The sequence below is a fragment of the Burkholderia alba genome, assembly GCF_034721475.1.
Lineage (GTDB): Bacteria > Pseudomonadota > Gammaproteobacteria > Burkholderiales > Burkholderiaceae > Burkholderia > Burkholderia alba.
The window spans coordinates 87,438-102,415 of record NZ_JAWJWL010000012.1 but is presented as its reverse complement, the minus strand read 5'-3'; the positions used below and the strand labels follow the sequence as shown (position 1 = coordinate 102,415).

Annotated in this window: 17 protein-coding genes; 5 read left to right on the top strand and 12 right to left on the bottom strand. The window is 65.4% G+C overall.

Annotated features, from left to right (window positions below; genetic code table 11):
- Positions 1–28 precede the first annotated feature (28 nt).
- Positions 29–1,252: a cupin domain-containing protein gene (locus RZR99_RS15645; protein WP_323120688.1), complete on the top strand. Its 1,224-nt coding sequence runs from the start codon at positions 29–31 to the stop codon at positions 1,250–1,252.
- Between the two features lie 56 nt (positions 1,253–1,308).
- Positions 1,309–1,554, top strand: coding sequence for a hypothetical protein (locus tag RZR99_RS15640; RefSeq protein WP_323120778.1), 246 nt, complete (start codon positions 1,309–1,311; stop codon positions 1,552–1,554).
- A gap of 274 nt (positions 1,555–1,828) precedes the next feature.
- On the opposite strand, the gene RZR99_RS15635 is transcribed toward RZR99_RS15640, so the two are convergent.
- From RZR99_RS15635 to RZR99_RS15590, 10 genes are all read right to left on the bottom strand, one after another.
- Positions 1,829–2,605 carry an MBL fold metallo-hydrolase gene (locus tag RZR99_RS15635; protein WP_323120687.1) on the bottom strand — a complete coding sequence of 259 codons (777 nt, stop codon included), beginning with the start codon at positions 2,603–2,605 and terminating at the stop codon, positions 1,829–1,831.
- 3 nt (positions 2,606–2,608) lie between these two features.
- The gene (gene bamC / locus RZR99_RS15630; protein ID WP_323120686.1) at positions 2,609–3,754 is read right to left on the bottom strand and encodes an outer membrane protein assembly factor BamC; all 1,146 of its coding nucleotides are present in this window, start codon (positions 3,752–3,754) and stop codon (positions 2,609–2,611) included.
- A 117-nt stretch (positions 3,755–3,871) separates the two neighbouring features.
- A complete protein-coding gene (gene dapA, locus RZR99_RS15625; RefSeq protein WP_323120685.1) occupies positions 3,872–4,777 on the bottom strand; it encodes a 4-hydroxy-tetrahydrodipicolinate synthase in 906 nt (301 codons plus the stop codon).
- A gap of 43 nt (positions 4,778–4,820) precedes the next feature.
- The gene (locus tag RZR99_RS15620) at positions 4,821–5,420 is read right to left on the bottom strand and encodes a class I SAM-dependent methyltransferase (protein WP_323120684.1); all 600 of its coding nucleotides are present in this window, start codon (positions 5,418–5,420) and stop codon (positions 4,821–4,823) included.
- Positions 5,421–5,424: 4 nt separating this feature from the next.
- The gene (locus RZR99_RS15615; protein ID WP_323120683.1) at positions 5,425–6,627 is read right to left on the bottom strand and encodes a tryptophan--tRNA ligase; all 1,203 of its coding nucleotides are present in this window, start codon (positions 6,625–6,627) and stop codon (positions 5,425–5,427) included.
- Positions 6,628–6,635: 8 nt separating this feature from the next.
- Positions 6,636–7,298, bottom strand: a complete 663-nt coding sequence (locus RZR99_RS15610) for a site-2 protease family protein (RefSeq protein WP_323120682.1) — start codon at positions 7,296–7,298, stop codon at positions 6,636–6,638.
- Positions 7,299–7,356: 58 nt separating this feature from the next.
- A complete protein-coding gene (locus RZR99_RS15605) occupies positions 7,357–7,992 on the bottom strand; it encodes an L-threonylcarbamoyladenylate synthase (RefSeq protein ID WP_323120681.1) in 636 nt (211 codons plus the stop codon).
- A 75-nt stretch (positions 7,993–8,067) separates the two neighbouring features.
- Positions 8,068–8,898 (bottom strand): 3',5'-nucleoside bisphosphate phosphatase, encoded by an 831-nt coding sequence (locus tag RZR99_RS15600; protein WP_323120777.1) that lies wholly within the window; start codon positions 8,896–8,898, stop codon positions 8,068–8,070.
- Between the two features lie 82 nt (positions 8,899–8,980).
- Positions 8,981–9,871 carry an alpha/beta fold hydrolase gene (locus tag RZR99_RS15595; RefSeq protein WP_323120680.1) on the bottom strand — a complete coding sequence of 297 codons (891 nt, stop codon included), beginning with the start codon at positions 9,869–9,871 and terminating at the stop codon, positions 8,981–8,983.
- A gap of 141 nt (positions 9,872–10,012) precedes the next feature.
- Positions 10,013–10,951, bottom strand: coding sequence for a ferritin-like domain-containing protein (locus tag RZR99_RS15590; RefSeq protein WP_323120776.1), 939 nt, complete (start codon positions 10,949–10,951; stop codon positions 10,013–10,015).
- Positions 10,952–11,087: 136 nt separating this feature from the next.
- Here RZR99_RS15590 and RZR99_RS15585 point away from each other — a divergent pair, with 136 nt between their 5' ends.
- The 3 genes from RZR99_RS15585 to RZR99_RS15575 all read left to right on the top strand — a co-directional run bounded on the left by RZR99_RS15585 (position 11,088) and on the right by RZR99_RS15575 (position 13,040).
- The gene (locus RZR99_RS15585; RefSeq protein ID WP_323120679.1) at positions 11,088–11,612 is read left to right on the top strand and encodes a gamma carbonic anhydrase family protein; all 525 of its coding nucleotides are present in this window, start codon (positions 11,088–11,090) and stop codon (positions 11,610–11,612) included.
- Positions 11,613–11,654: 42 nt separating this feature from the next.
- Positions 11,655–12,605, top strand: coding sequence for an Hsp33 family molecular chaperone HslO (gene hslO / locus RZR99_RS15580; RefSeq protein ID WP_323120678.1), 951 nt, complete (start codon positions 11,655–11,657; stop codon positions 12,603–12,605).
- Positions 12,606–12,683: 78 nt separating this feature from the next.
- A complete protein-coding gene (locus tag RZR99_RS15575; RefSeq protein ID WP_323120677.1) occupies positions 12,684–13,040 on the top strand; it encodes a hypothetical protein in 357 nt (118 codons plus the stop codon).
- 131 nt (positions 13,041–13,171) lie between these two features.
- On the opposite strand, the gene ftsB is transcribed toward RZR99_RS15575, so the two are convergent.
- Positions 13,172–13,603, bottom strand: coding sequence for a cell division protein FtsB (gene ftsB, locus RZR99_RS15570; protein WP_323120676.1), 432 nt, complete (start codon positions 13,601–13,603; stop codon positions 13,172–13,174).
- Between the two features lie 82 nt (positions 13,604–13,685).
- Positions 13,686–14,969: a phosphopyruvate hydratase gene (gene eno / locus RZR99_RS15565; protein ID WP_323120675.1), complete on the bottom strand. Its 1,284-nt coding sequence runs from the start codon at positions 14,967–14,969 to the stop codon at positions 13,686–13,688.
- Between the last annotated feature and the right edge of the window lie 9 nt (positions 14,970–14,978).

Sequence of the window (14,978 nt, the reverse complement as noted above, 5' to 3'; positions counted from 1 at the left end):
TTCTCCCAATTACAAATCTCATTATACGATGCTCAAACGGTCCCCAGCCGAACCGTCCGGCCCTGTCCGCGACGATTCCGGCGCGCCGCTGCCCGAGTTGCCGACGGCGCTGCTCGGTCAACTCACACCCGCGCAATTCATGCGCCGGTATTGGCAAAAAAAACCGTTGCTCATCCGCCAGGCCGTGCCCGGCATCCGCGCGCCGCTGTCGCGCGACGAACTGTTCGAACTGGCCGGCGACTACGACGCCGAGGCGCGCCTCATCACGCATTTTCGTAACAGATGGCAACTGGAACACGGTCCCTTCGAACTCGACCAGCTACCGTCCGTCAAGCGCCGCGAATGGACGCTGCTGATCCAGGGCCTCGATCTGCATAACGACCGCGCACGTGCACTGCTTGAGCGCTTTCGCTTCATCCCCGACGCCCGTCTCGACGATCTGATGATTTCGTATGCGACGGACGGAGGCGGCGTCGGGCCGCATTTCGATTCCTACGACGTGTTCCTTCTGCAGGTGCACGGCAAGCGACGCTGGCGCATCGGCGCCCAGCGCGACCTGTCGCTGCAGCAAGGCGTCCCGCTCAAGATCCTCGAACACTTCGAGCCGACCGACGAATGGGTGCTGGAACCGGGCGACATGCTATACCTCCCGCCGCACATCGCGCACGACGGGATTGCCGAAGGCGAATGCATGACCTGCTCGATCGGCTTCCGGGCGCCGTCCGCCGGGGAGTTGAGCGCGCAGTTTCTCTACCATCTGGCGGAACGCGGCAGCCTGCGTGCAGGCGCGCGCAGCGATGCGCTGTATCGCGATCCCGCGCAGCCCGCGGTCGCGACCCCGGCCCAACTGCCGCCCGCGATGGTCGAGCGTGTCGCCGCGATCGTCAACAGCATCAAATGGACCGAACGCGACATCGGTGAATTCCTCGGTTGCTATCTGAGCGAACCCAAATCGAACGTCGTGTTCGAGCCCCCTGTCCGGCAACTGGGCGAGGCCTCTTTTACCGCCCAGGCGGCCCGACGCGGCGTCCGGCTCGACAGAAAGGCCGCATTGTTGTATAACGCGCGCTCGTACTTCATCAACGGCGAGGAAAATCCGCTTGGAACTGCCTCAAAATGGCTGCCGGAGCTGGCCAATACACGCCGGATGGAGGCGAAACGCTTTGTAACACTCTCCCGCGACCCTTCAATGACAGCGTTATTGCACGAGTGGTATCGTGCGGGCTGGATACGGGTGGGTGAGCTGGAGTAAAGTTGCTTGGCCTGTATGTCCCTGCAAGACACAATTTGTATGGGAAAGACAACGTATTGACCCCGGATTTGTCGACGGTCGATAGGAAAGTGCATATAATTTCCGCCCAAGCCGTAGGGAAGATTCACGCTCTTGAAGTGCATCTCCACCAGCGGCCCAGGTCGGTGTTGGAGCACATTACCGGTATTGTTTCGCGCTGTTGCTTACCTTTAACCATAAAAGGACGTGATCATGAAGAAATCCCTCCTCGTAGCTTCCCTGTTGGCTGCTGTTGCTCTGGCTGCTTGCAACAAGAGCGCTGATCAAGCTGCTTCGGCTGCTAGCGACGCTTCGGCTGCCGCTGCTTCGGCTGCTTCGACGGCTGCTGCTGCAGCTACGGACGCAGCATCGAGCGTGACTGCTGCTGCGAGCGATGCAGCTGCTGCTGTGGCGTCGGCTGCTTCGGCAGCGACGGCTGCTCCGGCTTCGGGCGCAAGCCAGTAAGTCGTCAGCATCAGCTGAAAAAAAACCGGCCTTCGGGCCGGTTTTTTTATGCGCGCGCGGATTCGTCATGGACGCGCGTCAACGATCGAAAGCCTAGAGCAGGCTGAGCCAGCCGAAGCCCTCGTCCTGCGACGCCACCCGCACTTCCTGCGGGCGCGCGCCCAGCACCTGGGCCAGCGCGGCCTGTGCAAGCTCGGGGAGGTTGTTCTGGTGGCTCAGGTGGGCCGCTACCAGGTGCCGCAACCGACTGCGGTCGAGCGACGCGAGGATGCCCGCCGCGGCGTCGTTGCTCAAGTGGCCGTGGTTGCCCCCGATCCGCGCCTTCAGCGACGGCGGATAACGCCCCCCGGCCAGCATCGCGACATCGTGATTGGATTCGAGTACGAGCCCGTCGCATCCGCTCAGCATTGCACAGATATGCGGCGTGGCGACGCCGACGTCCGTCAGGATCCCTAAGCGGCGCGCACCATCCGTAAAGACGAACTGAAGCGGCTCACGCGCGTCATGAGGCACGGTATAGGGCTGCAGGCAGAGATCGCCGAGCGGCGCCGCTTCGTCGCCCCACAACACGTGGAGATCGACGTCGGCGGTATCGGCGCCCACTGCGCGCGCCGTACCCCAGCTCATGTACAGCGGCAGCGATGCGCGACGCGCGAGCGTCAGCGCGCTACCGATGTGGTCGCTGTGTTCGTGGGTGATGAGGATCGCGTCGAGCTGGTCGACGCGCAGATCGACACGCGCCAGCCGCCGCTCGATCTCTTTCGCCGAGAAGCCGCAGTCGAGCAGGACGCGCGTGGTCGTGGTGCCGTCGGAGGCTTCGACGACCAACGCATTCCCCTCACTGCCGCTGCCCAGGCTGGTGAATCGCACCGCTCAGTTCAGCTGCGCGTGAAGCAGCGAAATGATGCGCTGCGCATCGGACGAGTTGTCGACCTGCCCGCTCGCATCGACGACCGCCACCTGCGTCTTCGCATCGCCCTGAGGACGCACGTTGACGAGGAATTCCTTGCCCGGCTTCGCCGCCGTCGGGCCGCCGTAGAACAGCTTGCCGAACAGGCCGTCGCGCTTCAGCTCTTCCATCGAATTGGCGTAGCGCACGTAGTAGAGGCCTTTTTCCCGGTCGCGGTTGTCGACCGTGAAGTTGGTGCGGTCGAGCGCGAGACCGACGCGCAGCCACGCGCGATCGAACGACTCGGACAGATCGAGCGTCGCCGCGCCCGAGTTCGTGTCGACGACCGTTGCGGGCGCCGTCGCCGGACGCGCGTCGGCGAGCAACTGCTTCGCCTGTGCATCGGTCAGCCCGAACTTCTCCATCAGCTTCGCGAGAAATACCGCCTCGAGCACCGGATTGCGCGGCCGCTCTTCCCAGCGCGACGACGTGCCGCCCTGCGCGCCCGTCATCATTTCTTCCATCGCGCTGTGCGTGATCGAGATGTCGGTGTTGCCGTCCGAGGTGCGCGTCACGAGCGTGCGGAACCGGTCGCGCGTACCCGACGAGTACGCGAAGTCGATCACCTTGCCGATCGTGCGGCGGAACCAGTCGTCCGGGATGTTCGCACGGTTCTCGGCCCAGTCGGTCGTCATGATGCCGGTTGACGGCGCATCGGTCTTCAGCGAGAACCCGTTGTCCTGCCAGAATTCCTTCAGCTGCGGCCACAGCTGTTCGGGCGTGCGGCCGTCGACGACGAGCCAGCGGTGATCGCCGTCGCGCTCGATATGCATCCCGTAGGGATCCTGCGCGCTCGGCTGGCCTTCCGTCGCATTGCCCGCGGCGGTCACGGCGCGCACGGGGGCGGTGCCGAGGCCGGAGTTCGTCGGCGGCGCGACATAGCCGGGGCTGAGCGGCACGGCCGTCAGATCCTGCGGCACTGCGAGCGGCGGAGCCGAGCCGGTCGAACGGTAATTGACCCGATCGGGGGCGAGATAGTCGTTCAGCGTGTCGCAGCCGGCGAGCGCGCCCAGCGCAAGCGCCACGATCGAAACCTGAATGGCGCGAGAGGAAAAGGCGGAATGTTTCATGAAGTCCTTCGTCTTGCTAGAACGCGTGTCATGAGCGACGCCGGAAGATCGCCGGGTCAGTGTCGAAATTAATCGGTGCAATACCAGTGCGGCCGCCCGAGGGCGGCCGCGTCCGGATCAGTTCAGGATGCCGGATTCGCGCAGCGCGCTACGCACGGCCTCGTGGCAGCGCGCGTCGAGCGGCGTCAGCGGCAGTCGGATGCCGCCCTGAATCCTGCCCATTTCCTGCAGCGCCCACTTCACCGGGATCGGATTCGCCTCGATGAACAGATTCTTGTGCAGCGACAGCAGCTTCAGATGGATCTCGCGGGCCGTCTTCGCGTCGGCGGCAAGCGCCGCGCGGCACAGCTCGCTCATCGCGCGCGGCGCGACGTTCGCCGTCACCGAGATGTTGCCGTGGCCGCCGAGCAGCATCAGCGCGATCGCGGTCGGATCGTCGCCGCTGTAGATCGCGAAATGCTTCGGCGCGGCCTTGATCAACTGGGCGGCACGATCGATGTTGCCGGTCGCTTCCTTCACGCCCACGATGCCCGGGACATCGGCGAGCCGCAGGATCGTTTCGTTCGACATGTCCGCGACCGTCCGGCCGGGCACGTTGTACAGGATCACCGGCAGGTCGACCGCTTCGGCGATCGCCTTGAAGTGACGGTACATGCCTTCCTGGGTCGGCTTGTTGTAGTACGGCACGACCTGCAGCGTCGCATCGGCGCCGACCGCCTTCGCCTGTTTCGACAGCTCGATCGCTTCCGCGGTGGAGTTGCCGCCCGCGCCCGCGATGATCGGGATGCGCTTCGCGGCGTGGTCGACCGCGGTCTTGATCATCAGGATGTGTTCTTCGACCGAAACCGTCGCCGATTCGCCGCTCGTGCCGACCACGACGAGGGCATCCGTCCCCTCTTCGATATGCCAGTCGATCAGTTTGCGAAAGGCCGGCAGATCGAGGCTGCCGTCTTCGAGCATCGGGGTGACGATCGCGGGGATGCTGCCGCGGATTTGAATACCGCCTTGAGTGCCGTTAGCCATGAAACGCAATGAATTTAAACCAGTAAACGTCGATTGTAGCGGATTAGGCAGTCAGTCCGTAACGCGGAAATCCCGCCCCTTCTTGTGCAGTGCACTCACGCACCGCGCAAATTCTTTGCACGAACGCCGCGCGCGGCGCCGGCAGGAAACCCTCCTCGAACGCGACCACGCGCAATTGCCCGCGCACCGCGTCCAGCAATTCGCCCGGCGCGAGCAGGAACGCGGGATTAGACGGCTTGCCGACCGTTTCGTTGCCGCGCGCGAAGGTTTCGTACAGCAGCACGCCGCCCGGCGCCAGCGCGGCGACCAGCCGCGGCAGCAACGGACGATGCAGATAGTTCGTCACCACCACCCCGGCGAAACGTGCGCTGTCCGCGAGCGGCCACGGCGCGTCCTCCAGATCGGCGGCGAGCGCCGCGACACCCGGCACCGCGGCCAGCGACGCCAGCGCCGCCGGATCGCGCTCGAGCGCCTGCACCGGATGGCCGCGCCCGGCGAACCAGCGCGCATGCCGGCCATGGCCGGCAGCCACATCCAGCACCGCACCGCCCGCAGGCACGAGATGCGACCAAGCGCGCACCCAGCTCGACGGCTCGGCCGTCAGCCCATGTGCGTCGCCCGGCACGGAAGCGCTCGGCGGCATCGGTTCAGCTGTACGAGAGGCCCATCGCCTCGCGCACGTCGCGCATCGTCTCGGTCGCGTGCTTGCGCGCCTTGTCGCAGCCGTCGGCAACGATCGCGCGCAACAGCGACGGATCGTCCATGTATTTCTGCGCGCGCTCGAGCATCGGCTGCTGCTCGCGCAGAATCCCTTCGATCACCGGCTGCTTGCAGTCGAGACAGCCGATGCCCGCCGACCGGCAGCCGCGCTGGACCCAGTCGTGCGTCGGCGCGTCGGTGTAGACCTGATGCAGCTGCCACACCGGGCACTTGTCCGGATCGCCCGGATCGGTGCGGCGCACGCGCGCGGGATCGGTCGGCATCGTGCGGACCTTTTTCGAGATCGTCTCCGCGTCCTCGCGCAGGCCGATCGTGTTGCCGTAAGATTTCGACATCTTCTGGCCGTCGAGGCCGGGCATCCGCGATGCCTCGGTCAGCAGCGCCTGCGGTTCGACGAGAATGATCTTGCGCGCGCCCTCGAGATAGCCGAACAGGCGCTCGCGATCGCTCATCGACAGGCTCTGCGACTCCTGGAGCATCGCGCGCGCCTGTTCGAGCGCCTCGTCGTCGCCCTCCTGCTGGTAGGCATTGCGCAGCTCTCGATAGAGCTTCGCGCGCTTGCCGCCGAGCTTCTTGGCAGCCTCGAGCGCCTTCTCCTCGAAGCCCGGCTCGCGACCGTACAGATAGTTGAAGCGGCGCGCGATCTCGCGCGTCATCTCGACGTGCGGCACCTGGTCTTCGCCGACCGGCACGAGCGAGCCGCGGTACAGCAGGATGTCGGCCGCCATCAGCACCGGGTAGCCGAGAAAGCCGTAGGTCGACAGATCCTTGTCCTTCAGCTTCTCCATCTGCTCCTTGTAGGTCGGCACCCGTTCGAGCCAACCGAGCGGCGTGCTCATGCCGAGCAGCAACGCCAACTCCGCGTGCTCGGGCACCTTGCTCTGGATGAACAGCGTCGCCTGCGACGGATCGATGCCCGACGCGAGCCAGTCGATCAGCACATCCCAGACGTTCTTCTCGATCACTTCGGGCGTTTCGTAGTGCGTCGTCAACGCATGCCAATCGACCACGCAAAAGAAGCACGGGTATTCGGACTGCAGCTTCACCCAGTTCTTCAGCACGCCGTGGTAGTGGCCGAGGTGGAGCGACCCGGTAGGTCGCATGCCGGAAAAAATACGGTCTGGGAACATGATTGTCGTTAGAAAAGCGAGGCGAAGGGAGTCAGGATGGCCGTCACGATGTCGTACCCGACGCCGACGAGCGGGCGCAGCCAGAATTTCGTCAGCAGGCCCGTCGCGACCAGCGCGAGCACGATGAAGAAGCCGTACGGCTCGATCCGCGACAACAGGATCGATTGCTTCGTCGGCAGCAGCGCGGTCAGGATGCGTCCGCCGTCGAGCGGCGGCAGCGGAAACAGATTCAGCACGCCGAGCACCAGATTCACGCCGACGCCGGCCGCGGCCATTCGTGTGAAGAACGGCTCGTCGATCGCGGCGGCGGACAGCCCGATGCGGACGAAGCCCCACAGCAGCGCCTGCACGAAGTTGCAGCCGGGCCCCGCGAGCGACACCCACAGGCTGCCCCAGCGGGGATTGCGCAGGTTGCCGAACGACACCGGCACCGGCTTCGCGTAGCCGAACAGGAACGCGCCGCTCGTCAGGAAATACAGCACGAGCGGAATCGCGATCGTGCCGATCGGATCGATGTGGCGCATCGGATTGAAGGACACCCGGCCCATCACGTAGGCGGTATTGTCGCCGAGCAGGCGGGCGGCGTAGCCGTGGGCGGCTTCGTGCAGCGTGATGGCGAAGATCACGGGCAGCGCGTAGACGGCGATCGTTTGTATCAGGGAAGCATCCATAGCACGCTATTGTAACAAGCGGGATCGGACCGAACCGGAACGGTTCGGCATCGGAGGGTCAGGCGTCCGCCGTCAGACCGAACGGCTCGAGCGCGCCGCGCCCTGCCCGAACGAGCTGCGGCGCATCGCCGGTGAGGTCGATGACGGTCGACGGCTCGCGCGGACACGCGCCGCCGTCGATCACGAGATCCAGCTGCTTCTCGAGTCGCTCGCGGATTTCGTCGGGGTCGTTCAGCGGGTCGGTGTCGGGCGGCAGGATCAGCGTCGTACCGAGCAGCGGCTGGCCGAGCGATTCGAGCAGCGCGAGCGTGATCGCATGATCCGGCACGCGCAGCCCGATCGTCTTGCGCGACGGGTGCGACAACCGACGCGGCACTTCCTTGGTCGCCTGCAGCACGAACACATAAGGACCGGGCGTCACCGACTTGATCAGCCGGTACTGGCGGTTGTCGACCATCGCGAAATTGGCCAGTTCGGACAGATCGCGCACCAGCAGCGACAGATGCTGCTTGTCGTCGAGCTGACGGATCCGGCGCACGCGTTCGACCGCGTCCTTGTCGTCGAGATGGCAGGCGAGCGCGTAGCTGGAATCGGTCGGCAGCGCGATCACGCCGCCCTGGCGGATGATCTCCACGGCCTGCTTGATCAGGCGCGGCTGTGGATTATCCGGATGAATCCTGAAGAACTGGGACATGGGGGACGATAGGAATGGGTAGACAAACGCCCCGCCATTCTCTGGGCGGAGCCGGAGCGCGCCGCCGACGCGGCGCTACAGCCAGCGTTCCCAGACAGGCGTGAGATCGGACGGCAGCGGCGGCAGGCTGCCGAGTTCGATACGGCCTTCGCCCGGCCCGTGAAAATCCGAGCCGCGCGACGCCTCGAAGCCGAAGCGCCGGGCCACGTCCGCGTATTCGCGGTACTGATCGGGCGTGTGGCTGCCCGTCACCACTTCGATCGCCTTGCCGCCGAGATCGATGAACTCGGCGAAGAACGCGTCGAACTCGATCGGCGTGAACGCATAGCGGCCGGGGTGCGCGACGATCGCCTCGCCGCCCGCGGCCTTGATCCACGACACCGCATCGGCGAGCTTCGCCCAGCGGTGCGGCACGTAACCCGGCTTGCCGTCGCCGAGATAGCGGTCGAACACGTCGGCCGTCGAAGCGGCATAGCCCTTCTCGACCAGGAAGCGCGCGAAATGCGTGCGCGAAATCAGGTCGGGATTCGATACGTACTTGAGCGCGCCTTCGTACGCGCCGGCAATGCCGAGCGTCTCCAGTTGCTCGCCGATCGCGACCGCGCGCGCCGCGCGTCCGTGACGCGTACGGTACAGGCCGTCGACCAGCGCCGGGCTCGACTCATCGACATGCAGACCGACGATGTGCACCGTGCGCGCCGCCCACGTGACCGAAATCTCGACCCCGCTCAGATAGCGCATGCCGAGCGCCTCGGCAGCTTCGCGCGCTTCGCGCTGGCCGCTCACCTCGTCGTGGTCGGTCAGCGCCCACAGCGTGACGCCGCCCGCCTGCGCGCGGCGCGCGACTTCGGCGGGCGACAGCTGACCGTCGGAAACGTTGGAATGGCAGTGGAGATCGGCGTTCATCATCGGGATCGGAGAATCCTGCTCATTCTACTGCAATGCGACAAATTCGCCGCCTCCCTCGTCGTATCCCGCACGCCGCGTATTACGCGCAGAAAGCTTCGATCAGCGCGGCGATCTGCTCGGGCTGATCGTGATGCACCATGTGGCCCGCGTCTTCGACGAGCTTCTCGCGCCAGTCCGGAAACGCGCCGAAACGCGCCTTGAATTCCGGCAGCGGAATCGCGCCCGCGAGCATCGCGAGCGTCGGCGAATTGACGGCCTCGACGTGCAGTACCTTCGCGCGCACCTTCGTCCAGATCGCCATCACTTCATCGAGACGGTACAGCGTCGGCCCGAGCTGCTTGTGCGCGGGGTCGGCGAGCAGGCGATAGCGGCCGTCGTCGTCGCGCGCCGACCAGTGCTCCGCCAGAAATGCAGCGCGGCGCGGATCGAGGCGCGGATTGGTGCGGGTCAGCCTCGCGGCAACCTCGTCCAGCGACGCGTAGGGTTTCAGCGTCGGCGGCGTGCGCAAGTCGTCCAGCCATGCCCGCAAGCGCTTCGGCGCCTGCTCGGCGCGCGCCGGCGCGAGACCGAAGCCCTCCAGGTCGACCACCCGGCGCACCCGCTCGGGCCGCACCCCCGCATACAGGCACACGACGTTCGCCCCCATGCTGTGCCCGACCAGATTCACTTCGCCGTCGGGCGTGTAGTGATCGATCAGCGCGTCCAGATCGGACAGGTATTCCTGAAACCAGTAATGGCCGCCGCCCTGCGCCGCCACCGGCCAATCGGACAGCCCAAAACCGCGCGCGTCGGGCGCGAGCACCTGCCAGTCGCCGGCGAGCGCATCGACGACGAACTGAAACGACGCCGCGACATCCATCCAGCCGTGCAGCATATAGAGCGTCGGTGCATCGGGCCGCCCCCAGCGCCGCACGTGCAGTTTGACGCCACGCACGGCGACGAAATCGGAAATGGAATCGGTGCGGTTCATCGCGGCAACTCAAAAAAGAATGGTCGTTCGATTATATCGGGCGATGAGCCGGCGTGCAGGGGCGCCGTCCGGCGGATGGGCGTATCGAGGCACTTCTCTATGGCCACAACCCGGCAGTCGAATCGCGCGGGATTCGACCCCTTACATCCTGCCCGTCGATCGCTGGCGGCTTTCGGCTCGGCCACCCGGCGGCAAGGATTCGTCAGCCGTCCAGTTGCCGGCTTCGCCCGTCGGCGGCTCGCGCTCCTGCTGCTCCTGGAGCCACAGCGCTTCCAACTCGACCGCATCGAAGCCCGCCTCGCGTCGGGCCTCGAAATTGAACGGGCCGCGCAGGCGCGGCGCGTGATACTGGTCCGCCAACCGAAGATAGGTGGTGTGCGGATCGGCGCCGGTCTGCGCGCACAGATACCGGAACCACCGATTGCCGATCAGTACGTGCCCGATCTCGTCGCGCAGGATCACGTCAAGAATCTCGGCCGACGCCGGGTCCCCCGCCTGGGCGAGCCGCGCGCGAATCGGCGGCGATGCATCGAGTCCGCGTGCCTCCAGCGTGCGCGGGACGAGCGCCATCCGGGCGAGCACGTCGACGGATGTGCGCTCACACATCTCCCACAAGCCGTCGTGAGCGGGAAAATCGCCGTATGCGTGTCCGAATTCGTCGAGGCGCGCGACCAGCAGCGCATGGTGGTGCGCCTCCTCCGCCGCCACTTGAAGCCAGTCCGCATAGAACGCGACAGGCATCCCGGCAAAGCGCCAAACGGCATCGAGCGCCAAGTTGATCGCGTTGAACTCGATGTGCGCCAGCGCGTGCAGCAGTACCGCCCGCCCCGCCTCCGAGCGCATGCTGCGCCGCTGGAGCCTGCGCGGTTCGACGAGTTCGGGCCGTGCGGGCCGCCCCGGCAGACCGGGCGGCTCGGCCAGAACGTGCGCCGGTTCGACAACCGCGCGGCCCGCGAGCCAATCGGCATGCAGCGCGCGCACCTGCTCGCGCTTGCGTACCGGATCGGCTTCGCCCAGCGCCGCGAGGGCTTCGCGGCGTACACAGCGCGCGGATTCGGGAGGGGAATTCGGGTCAGACATGGAGAGCCGGCATTGGAGCACACGGGGAAGCCCCGCGCGCAACCCTTTACAATAGACGGTCAGGCCGCGACGCACGCGCGGCCATGCAATCCGCGCCATTGTACCGGCGCCCCATACCAGACCCAAGGGAGACTTCGTGACCATCTACAAGCTCGGCGACACTGCCCCGACCATTCACGAAAGCGTGTTCGTCGCGGACACCGCCGCGATCATCGGCAAGGTCGTACTGGAGGAAAACGCCAGTGTCTGGTTCGGCGCGACGATCCGCGGCGACAACGAACCGATCACGGTCGGCGCGGGCAGCAACGTGCAGGAAGGCGCGGTGTTGCACACCGATCCGGGCTGCCCGCTCACGATCGCACCGAACGTCACGATCGGCCATCAGGCGATGCTGCACGGCTGCACGATCGGCGAAGGTTCGCTGATCGGGATCCAGGCGGTGGTCTTGAATCGGGCGGTTATCGGCCGCAACTGTCTGGTTGGCGCCGGCGCGGTGATCACGGAGGGCAAGACTTTCCCCGACAATTCGCTGATTCTCGGGGCGCCCGCCAGGGTCGTGCGCACGCTGTCCGACGAGGACATCGCGCGCATGCATGCGAACACCCGCAACTACGCCGAACGGCGTGCCTATTTCAAGGAGCAGCTCGTGCGGATCGGTTGAGCCGACGCAACGCACGGATTGTCCGACTATCGAGGAAAAAGAGTGAGCGACCAGTTACAGAAATTCATGTTCAGCGCGGCCCCTGTGCGAGGCGAAATCGTTTCGCTGCGCAACACGTGGCAGGAAGTCCTGACGCGCCGCGACTATCCGGCCCCGGTTCGCACGATGCTCGGCGAAATGATGGCGGCTTGCGCGTTGCTGTCCGCGAACCTGAAGTTCAACGGCACGCTCATCATGCAGATCTTCGGTGACGGCCCGGTCAAGATGCTGGTCGTGCAGTGCGGTTCAGATCTGTCGATGCGCGCGACCGCCAAGTTCTCGGGCGACGTCGCGCAGACGATCGGCGACGACATGACCTTCGCAGAGCTGATCAACGCGAGCGGCCACGGCCGCTGCGTGATCACCCTCGACCCGTCCGACAAGCTACCCGGGCAGCAGCCGTACCAGGGCATCGTGCCGCTCAACGGCGAACAGGGTCCGCTCGAATCGATCGCGCAAGTGCTCGAACAGTACATGCACCATTCCGAGCAGCTCGACACCCGGCTGTGGCTCGCCGCCGATCACGATCGCGCGGTCGGCATGCTGCTGCAGAAGTTGCCGGGCGACGGCGGCATCGTGCCGCGCGCAGGCGAAACCGATGCGGATACCTGGGAGCGGGTCTGTACGCTCGGCGGCACGCTGTCGGCAAAAGAATTGCTGGAAGTGGAACCCGAGACCGTGTTCCGGCGTCTGTTCTGGCAGGAGAACGTGCAGCACTTCGAACCGACTGCGACGCGCTTCCAGTGCACCTGCTCGCGCGAGAAGGTCGGGGCGATGCTGCGCATGCTCGGGCGCGAGGAAGTCGACGGCGTGATCGAGGAGCGCGGTCATGTCGAAATTCACTGCGAATTCTGCAATCAGCGTTACGAATTCGATCCGGTCGATGTCGCGCAACTGTTCGCGACGGCCGCGCTCGGCACGGGCATTTCCCCCGCCGCCGATCAACGGCACTGAGCGTTGCGCGCGCCCCGCGCGCGCAACCATTCCGGTCCGGCCGGATCGATGCACCAGGATGTCGTTGGAGGACCAGAAATGAAATCGTTCTTTTTTCGCACCGCCCCGTTCGCGGCGGTTCTCGCGGGTACGTTCGCGCTTGCCGGCTGCGCGGTCGAACCGTCGGCGACGATCCTGAGTCGCCTGCCCGACAACCAGCCCGGCGCGGCCGGCCCGGTGCACACGCTGACGCCGGACGAGCGCAAGCGCTACGACACGATCGATCGGCAGGTTCTGTCGGAACAGAATCAGGCGATCGCCGCCGAAGCGGCCGCGCGCGCCTGGAGCTATTCCGCGCCGCCGCCCATCACCTATTACGGCGGCTACTACGGCGGAGGCTGGGGCAACGGCTGGAATACCGGGTTCAGCTACGGCTACCCCGGCTGGTGGTGGTAAACCACTCGATTCACTCCGATTAAAAACCATCGGGAAACAAAAAAGCGCGGACTTCACAGGCCGCGCTTTTTTATCATGTGATCCGAACCATCCGCTTCCTGCCCGGAGACGATGACGAGGCACGCATGCGATCAATGATGAGCGGGTTTCGCCGCCGTCTTGTCGGGGTGCCGCTTCTCGGATTTTGCCCGCGACACGGGGTTCGGCACCACCCGAACGGGCGCCGCCGATACATCGCCGCGGGTAGACGTGACAGCCGCGGGCGTACCGTTTGCCGCCGGCGCAGGTGAATTCGGCGAGACGAATTGCACGAACACTTCGCCGTCCTTGACCATCCCCATCTCGTAACGCGCGCGCTCCTCGATCGCCGCCGTGCCGCTCTGGAGATCCTGCACTTCGCCGGCGATACGCTCGTTGCGCAGCTTCCCGTCGGCGTTCTTCTGCAACTGATCGTCAAGCTGCTGCCGCAATTCGTGGACTCGCAGCCAGCCGCCATGCCCCCACCACAGGGGGTACTGAATCAACACCAGCAAGGCGATCAGGACGACGGTAACAAGCCGCATGAATGAGTCGCAGATATAAGAAGCGCCGCTCTGCGAATCTCGCGGAGCGGCGTCACGGATGACAAAGACCGATAGTAACGCGTTAGCGCAGGTTGTAGAACGCCGACTTGCCCGGGTAGCTGGCGATATCGCCGAGATCTTCCTCGATGCGCAACAGTTGGTTGTACTTCGAGATGCGGTCGCTGCGCGACAGCGAACCCGTCTTGATCTGGCCGGCATTCAGGCCGACCGCGATATCGGCAATCGTCGAATCTTCGGTTTCACCCGAGCGGTGCGAGATCACTGCCGTGTAGCCCGCGCGCTTGGCCATCTCGATCGCCGCGAACGTTTCGGTCAGCGTACCGATCTGGTTGATCTTGATGAGGATCGAGTTCGCGATGCCCTTGTCGATGCCTTCCTTCAGGATGCGCGTGTTCGTCACGAACAGGTCGTCGCCCACCAGCTGCACCTTCTTGCCGAGGCGCTCGGTCAACAGCTTCCAGCCGGCCCAGTCGCTTTCGTGCATGCCGTCCTCGATCGACACGATCGGGAACTTGTCGGCCAGCGTAGCGAGGTAGTCGGTGAATTCCGCCGACGAGAGCTGCAGGCCTTCGCCCGCCAGTTGGTACTTGCCGTCGTGGTAGAACTCCGACGCCGCGCAGTCGAGCGCGAGCAGCACGTCTTCGCCGGCACGGTAGCCGGCCTTCTCGATCGCCTGCAGGATCGTCGACAGACACTCGTCGTTGCTGCCGAAGTTCGGCGCGAAGCCGCCTTCATCGCCTACCGCCGTGCTCATGCCGCGATCCGACAGGATCTTCTTCAGCGCGTGGAAGACTTCCGCGCCGCAACGCAGCGCTTCGCGGAAGGTCGGCTGGCTCACCGGCACGATCATGAATTCCTGGATATCCAGGCTGTTGTTCGCGTGCGCGCCGCCGTTGACGATGTTCATCATCGGCACCGGCAGCTGCATCGCGCCCGAGCCGCCGAAGTAGCGGTACAGCGGCAGGCCGGCTTCCTCGGCGGCCGCCTTCGCGACCGCCATCGAAACGGCCAGCATCGCGTTCGCGCCGAGACGCGACTTGTTGTCCGTGCCGTCGAGTTCGAGCAGCGTCTTGTCGAGAAACGCCTGTTCCGACGCGTCGAGGCCCATGATCGCTTCGGAGATTTCGGTGTTGATATGCTCGACCGCCTTCAGCACGCCCTTGCCGCCGTAACGGCCGGCTTCGCCGTCGCGCAGCTCGATCGCTTCGCGCGAACCGGTGGACGCGCCCGACGGCACCGCCGCGCGGCCCATCGTGCCCGATTCGAGCAGCACGTCGCATTCGACGGTGGGGTTACCGCGCGAATCCAGAATCTCGCGGCCGATGATATCTACGATTGCACTCATGGTTTCCTC

Excerpts from the sequence above, each read along its gene's own strand:
- RZR99_RS15645 (WP_323120688.1), top strand. The coding sequence starts at position 29 with ATGCTCAAACGGTCCCCAGCCGAACCGTCCGGCCCTGTCCGCGACGAT.
- RZR99_RS15605 (WP_323120681.1), bottom strand. The coding sequence starts at position 7,992 with ATGTCCCAGTTCTTCAGGATTCATCCGGATAATCCACAGCCGCGCCTG.
- RZR99_RS15600 (WP_323120777.1), bottom strand. The coding sequence starts at position 8,898 with ATGAACGCCGATCTCCACTGCCATTCCAACGTTTCCGACGGTCAGCTG.
- bamC (WP_323120686.1), bottom strand. The coding sequence starts at position 3,754 with ATGAAACATTCCGCCTTTTCCTCTCGCGCCATTCAGGTTTCGATCGTG.
- ftsB (WP_323120676.1), bottom strand. The coding sequence starts at position 13,603 with ATGCGGCTTGTTACCGTCGTCCTGATCGCCTTGCTGGTGTTGATTCAG.
- dapA (WP_323120685.1), bottom strand. The coding sequence starts at position 4,777 with ATGGCTAACGGCACTCAAGGCGGTATTCAAATCCGCGGCAGCATCCCC.
- RZR99_RS15620 (WP_323120684.1), bottom strand. The coding sequence starts at position 5,420 with ATGCCGCCGAGCGCTTCCGTGCCGGGCGACGCACATGGGCTGACGGCC.
- eno (WP_323120675.1), bottom strand. The coding sequence starts at position 14,969 with ATGAGTGCAATCGTAGATATCATCGGCCGCGAGATTCTGGATTCGCGC.
- RZR99_RS15595 (WP_323120680.1), bottom strand. The coding sequence starts at position 9,871 with ATGAACCGCACCGATTCCATTTCCGATTTCGTCGCCGTGCGTGGCGTC.
- RZR99_RS15575 (WP_323120677.1), top strand. The coding sequence starts at position 12,684 with ATGAAATCGTTCTTTTTTCGCACCGCCCCGTTCGCGGCGGTTCTCGCG.
- RZR99_RS15590 (WP_323120776.1), bottom strand. The coding sequence starts at position 10,951 with ATGTCTGACCCGAATTCCCCTCCCGAATCCGCGCGCTGTGTACGCCGC.
- RZR99_RS15610 (WP_323120682.1), bottom strand. The coding sequence starts at position 7,298 with ATGGATGCTTCCCTGATACAAACGATCGCCGTCTACGCGCTGCCCGTG.
- RZR99_RS15615 (WP_323120683.1), bottom strand. The coding sequence starts at position 6,627 with ATGTTCCCAGACCGTATTTTTTCCGGCATGCGACCTACCGGGTCGCTC.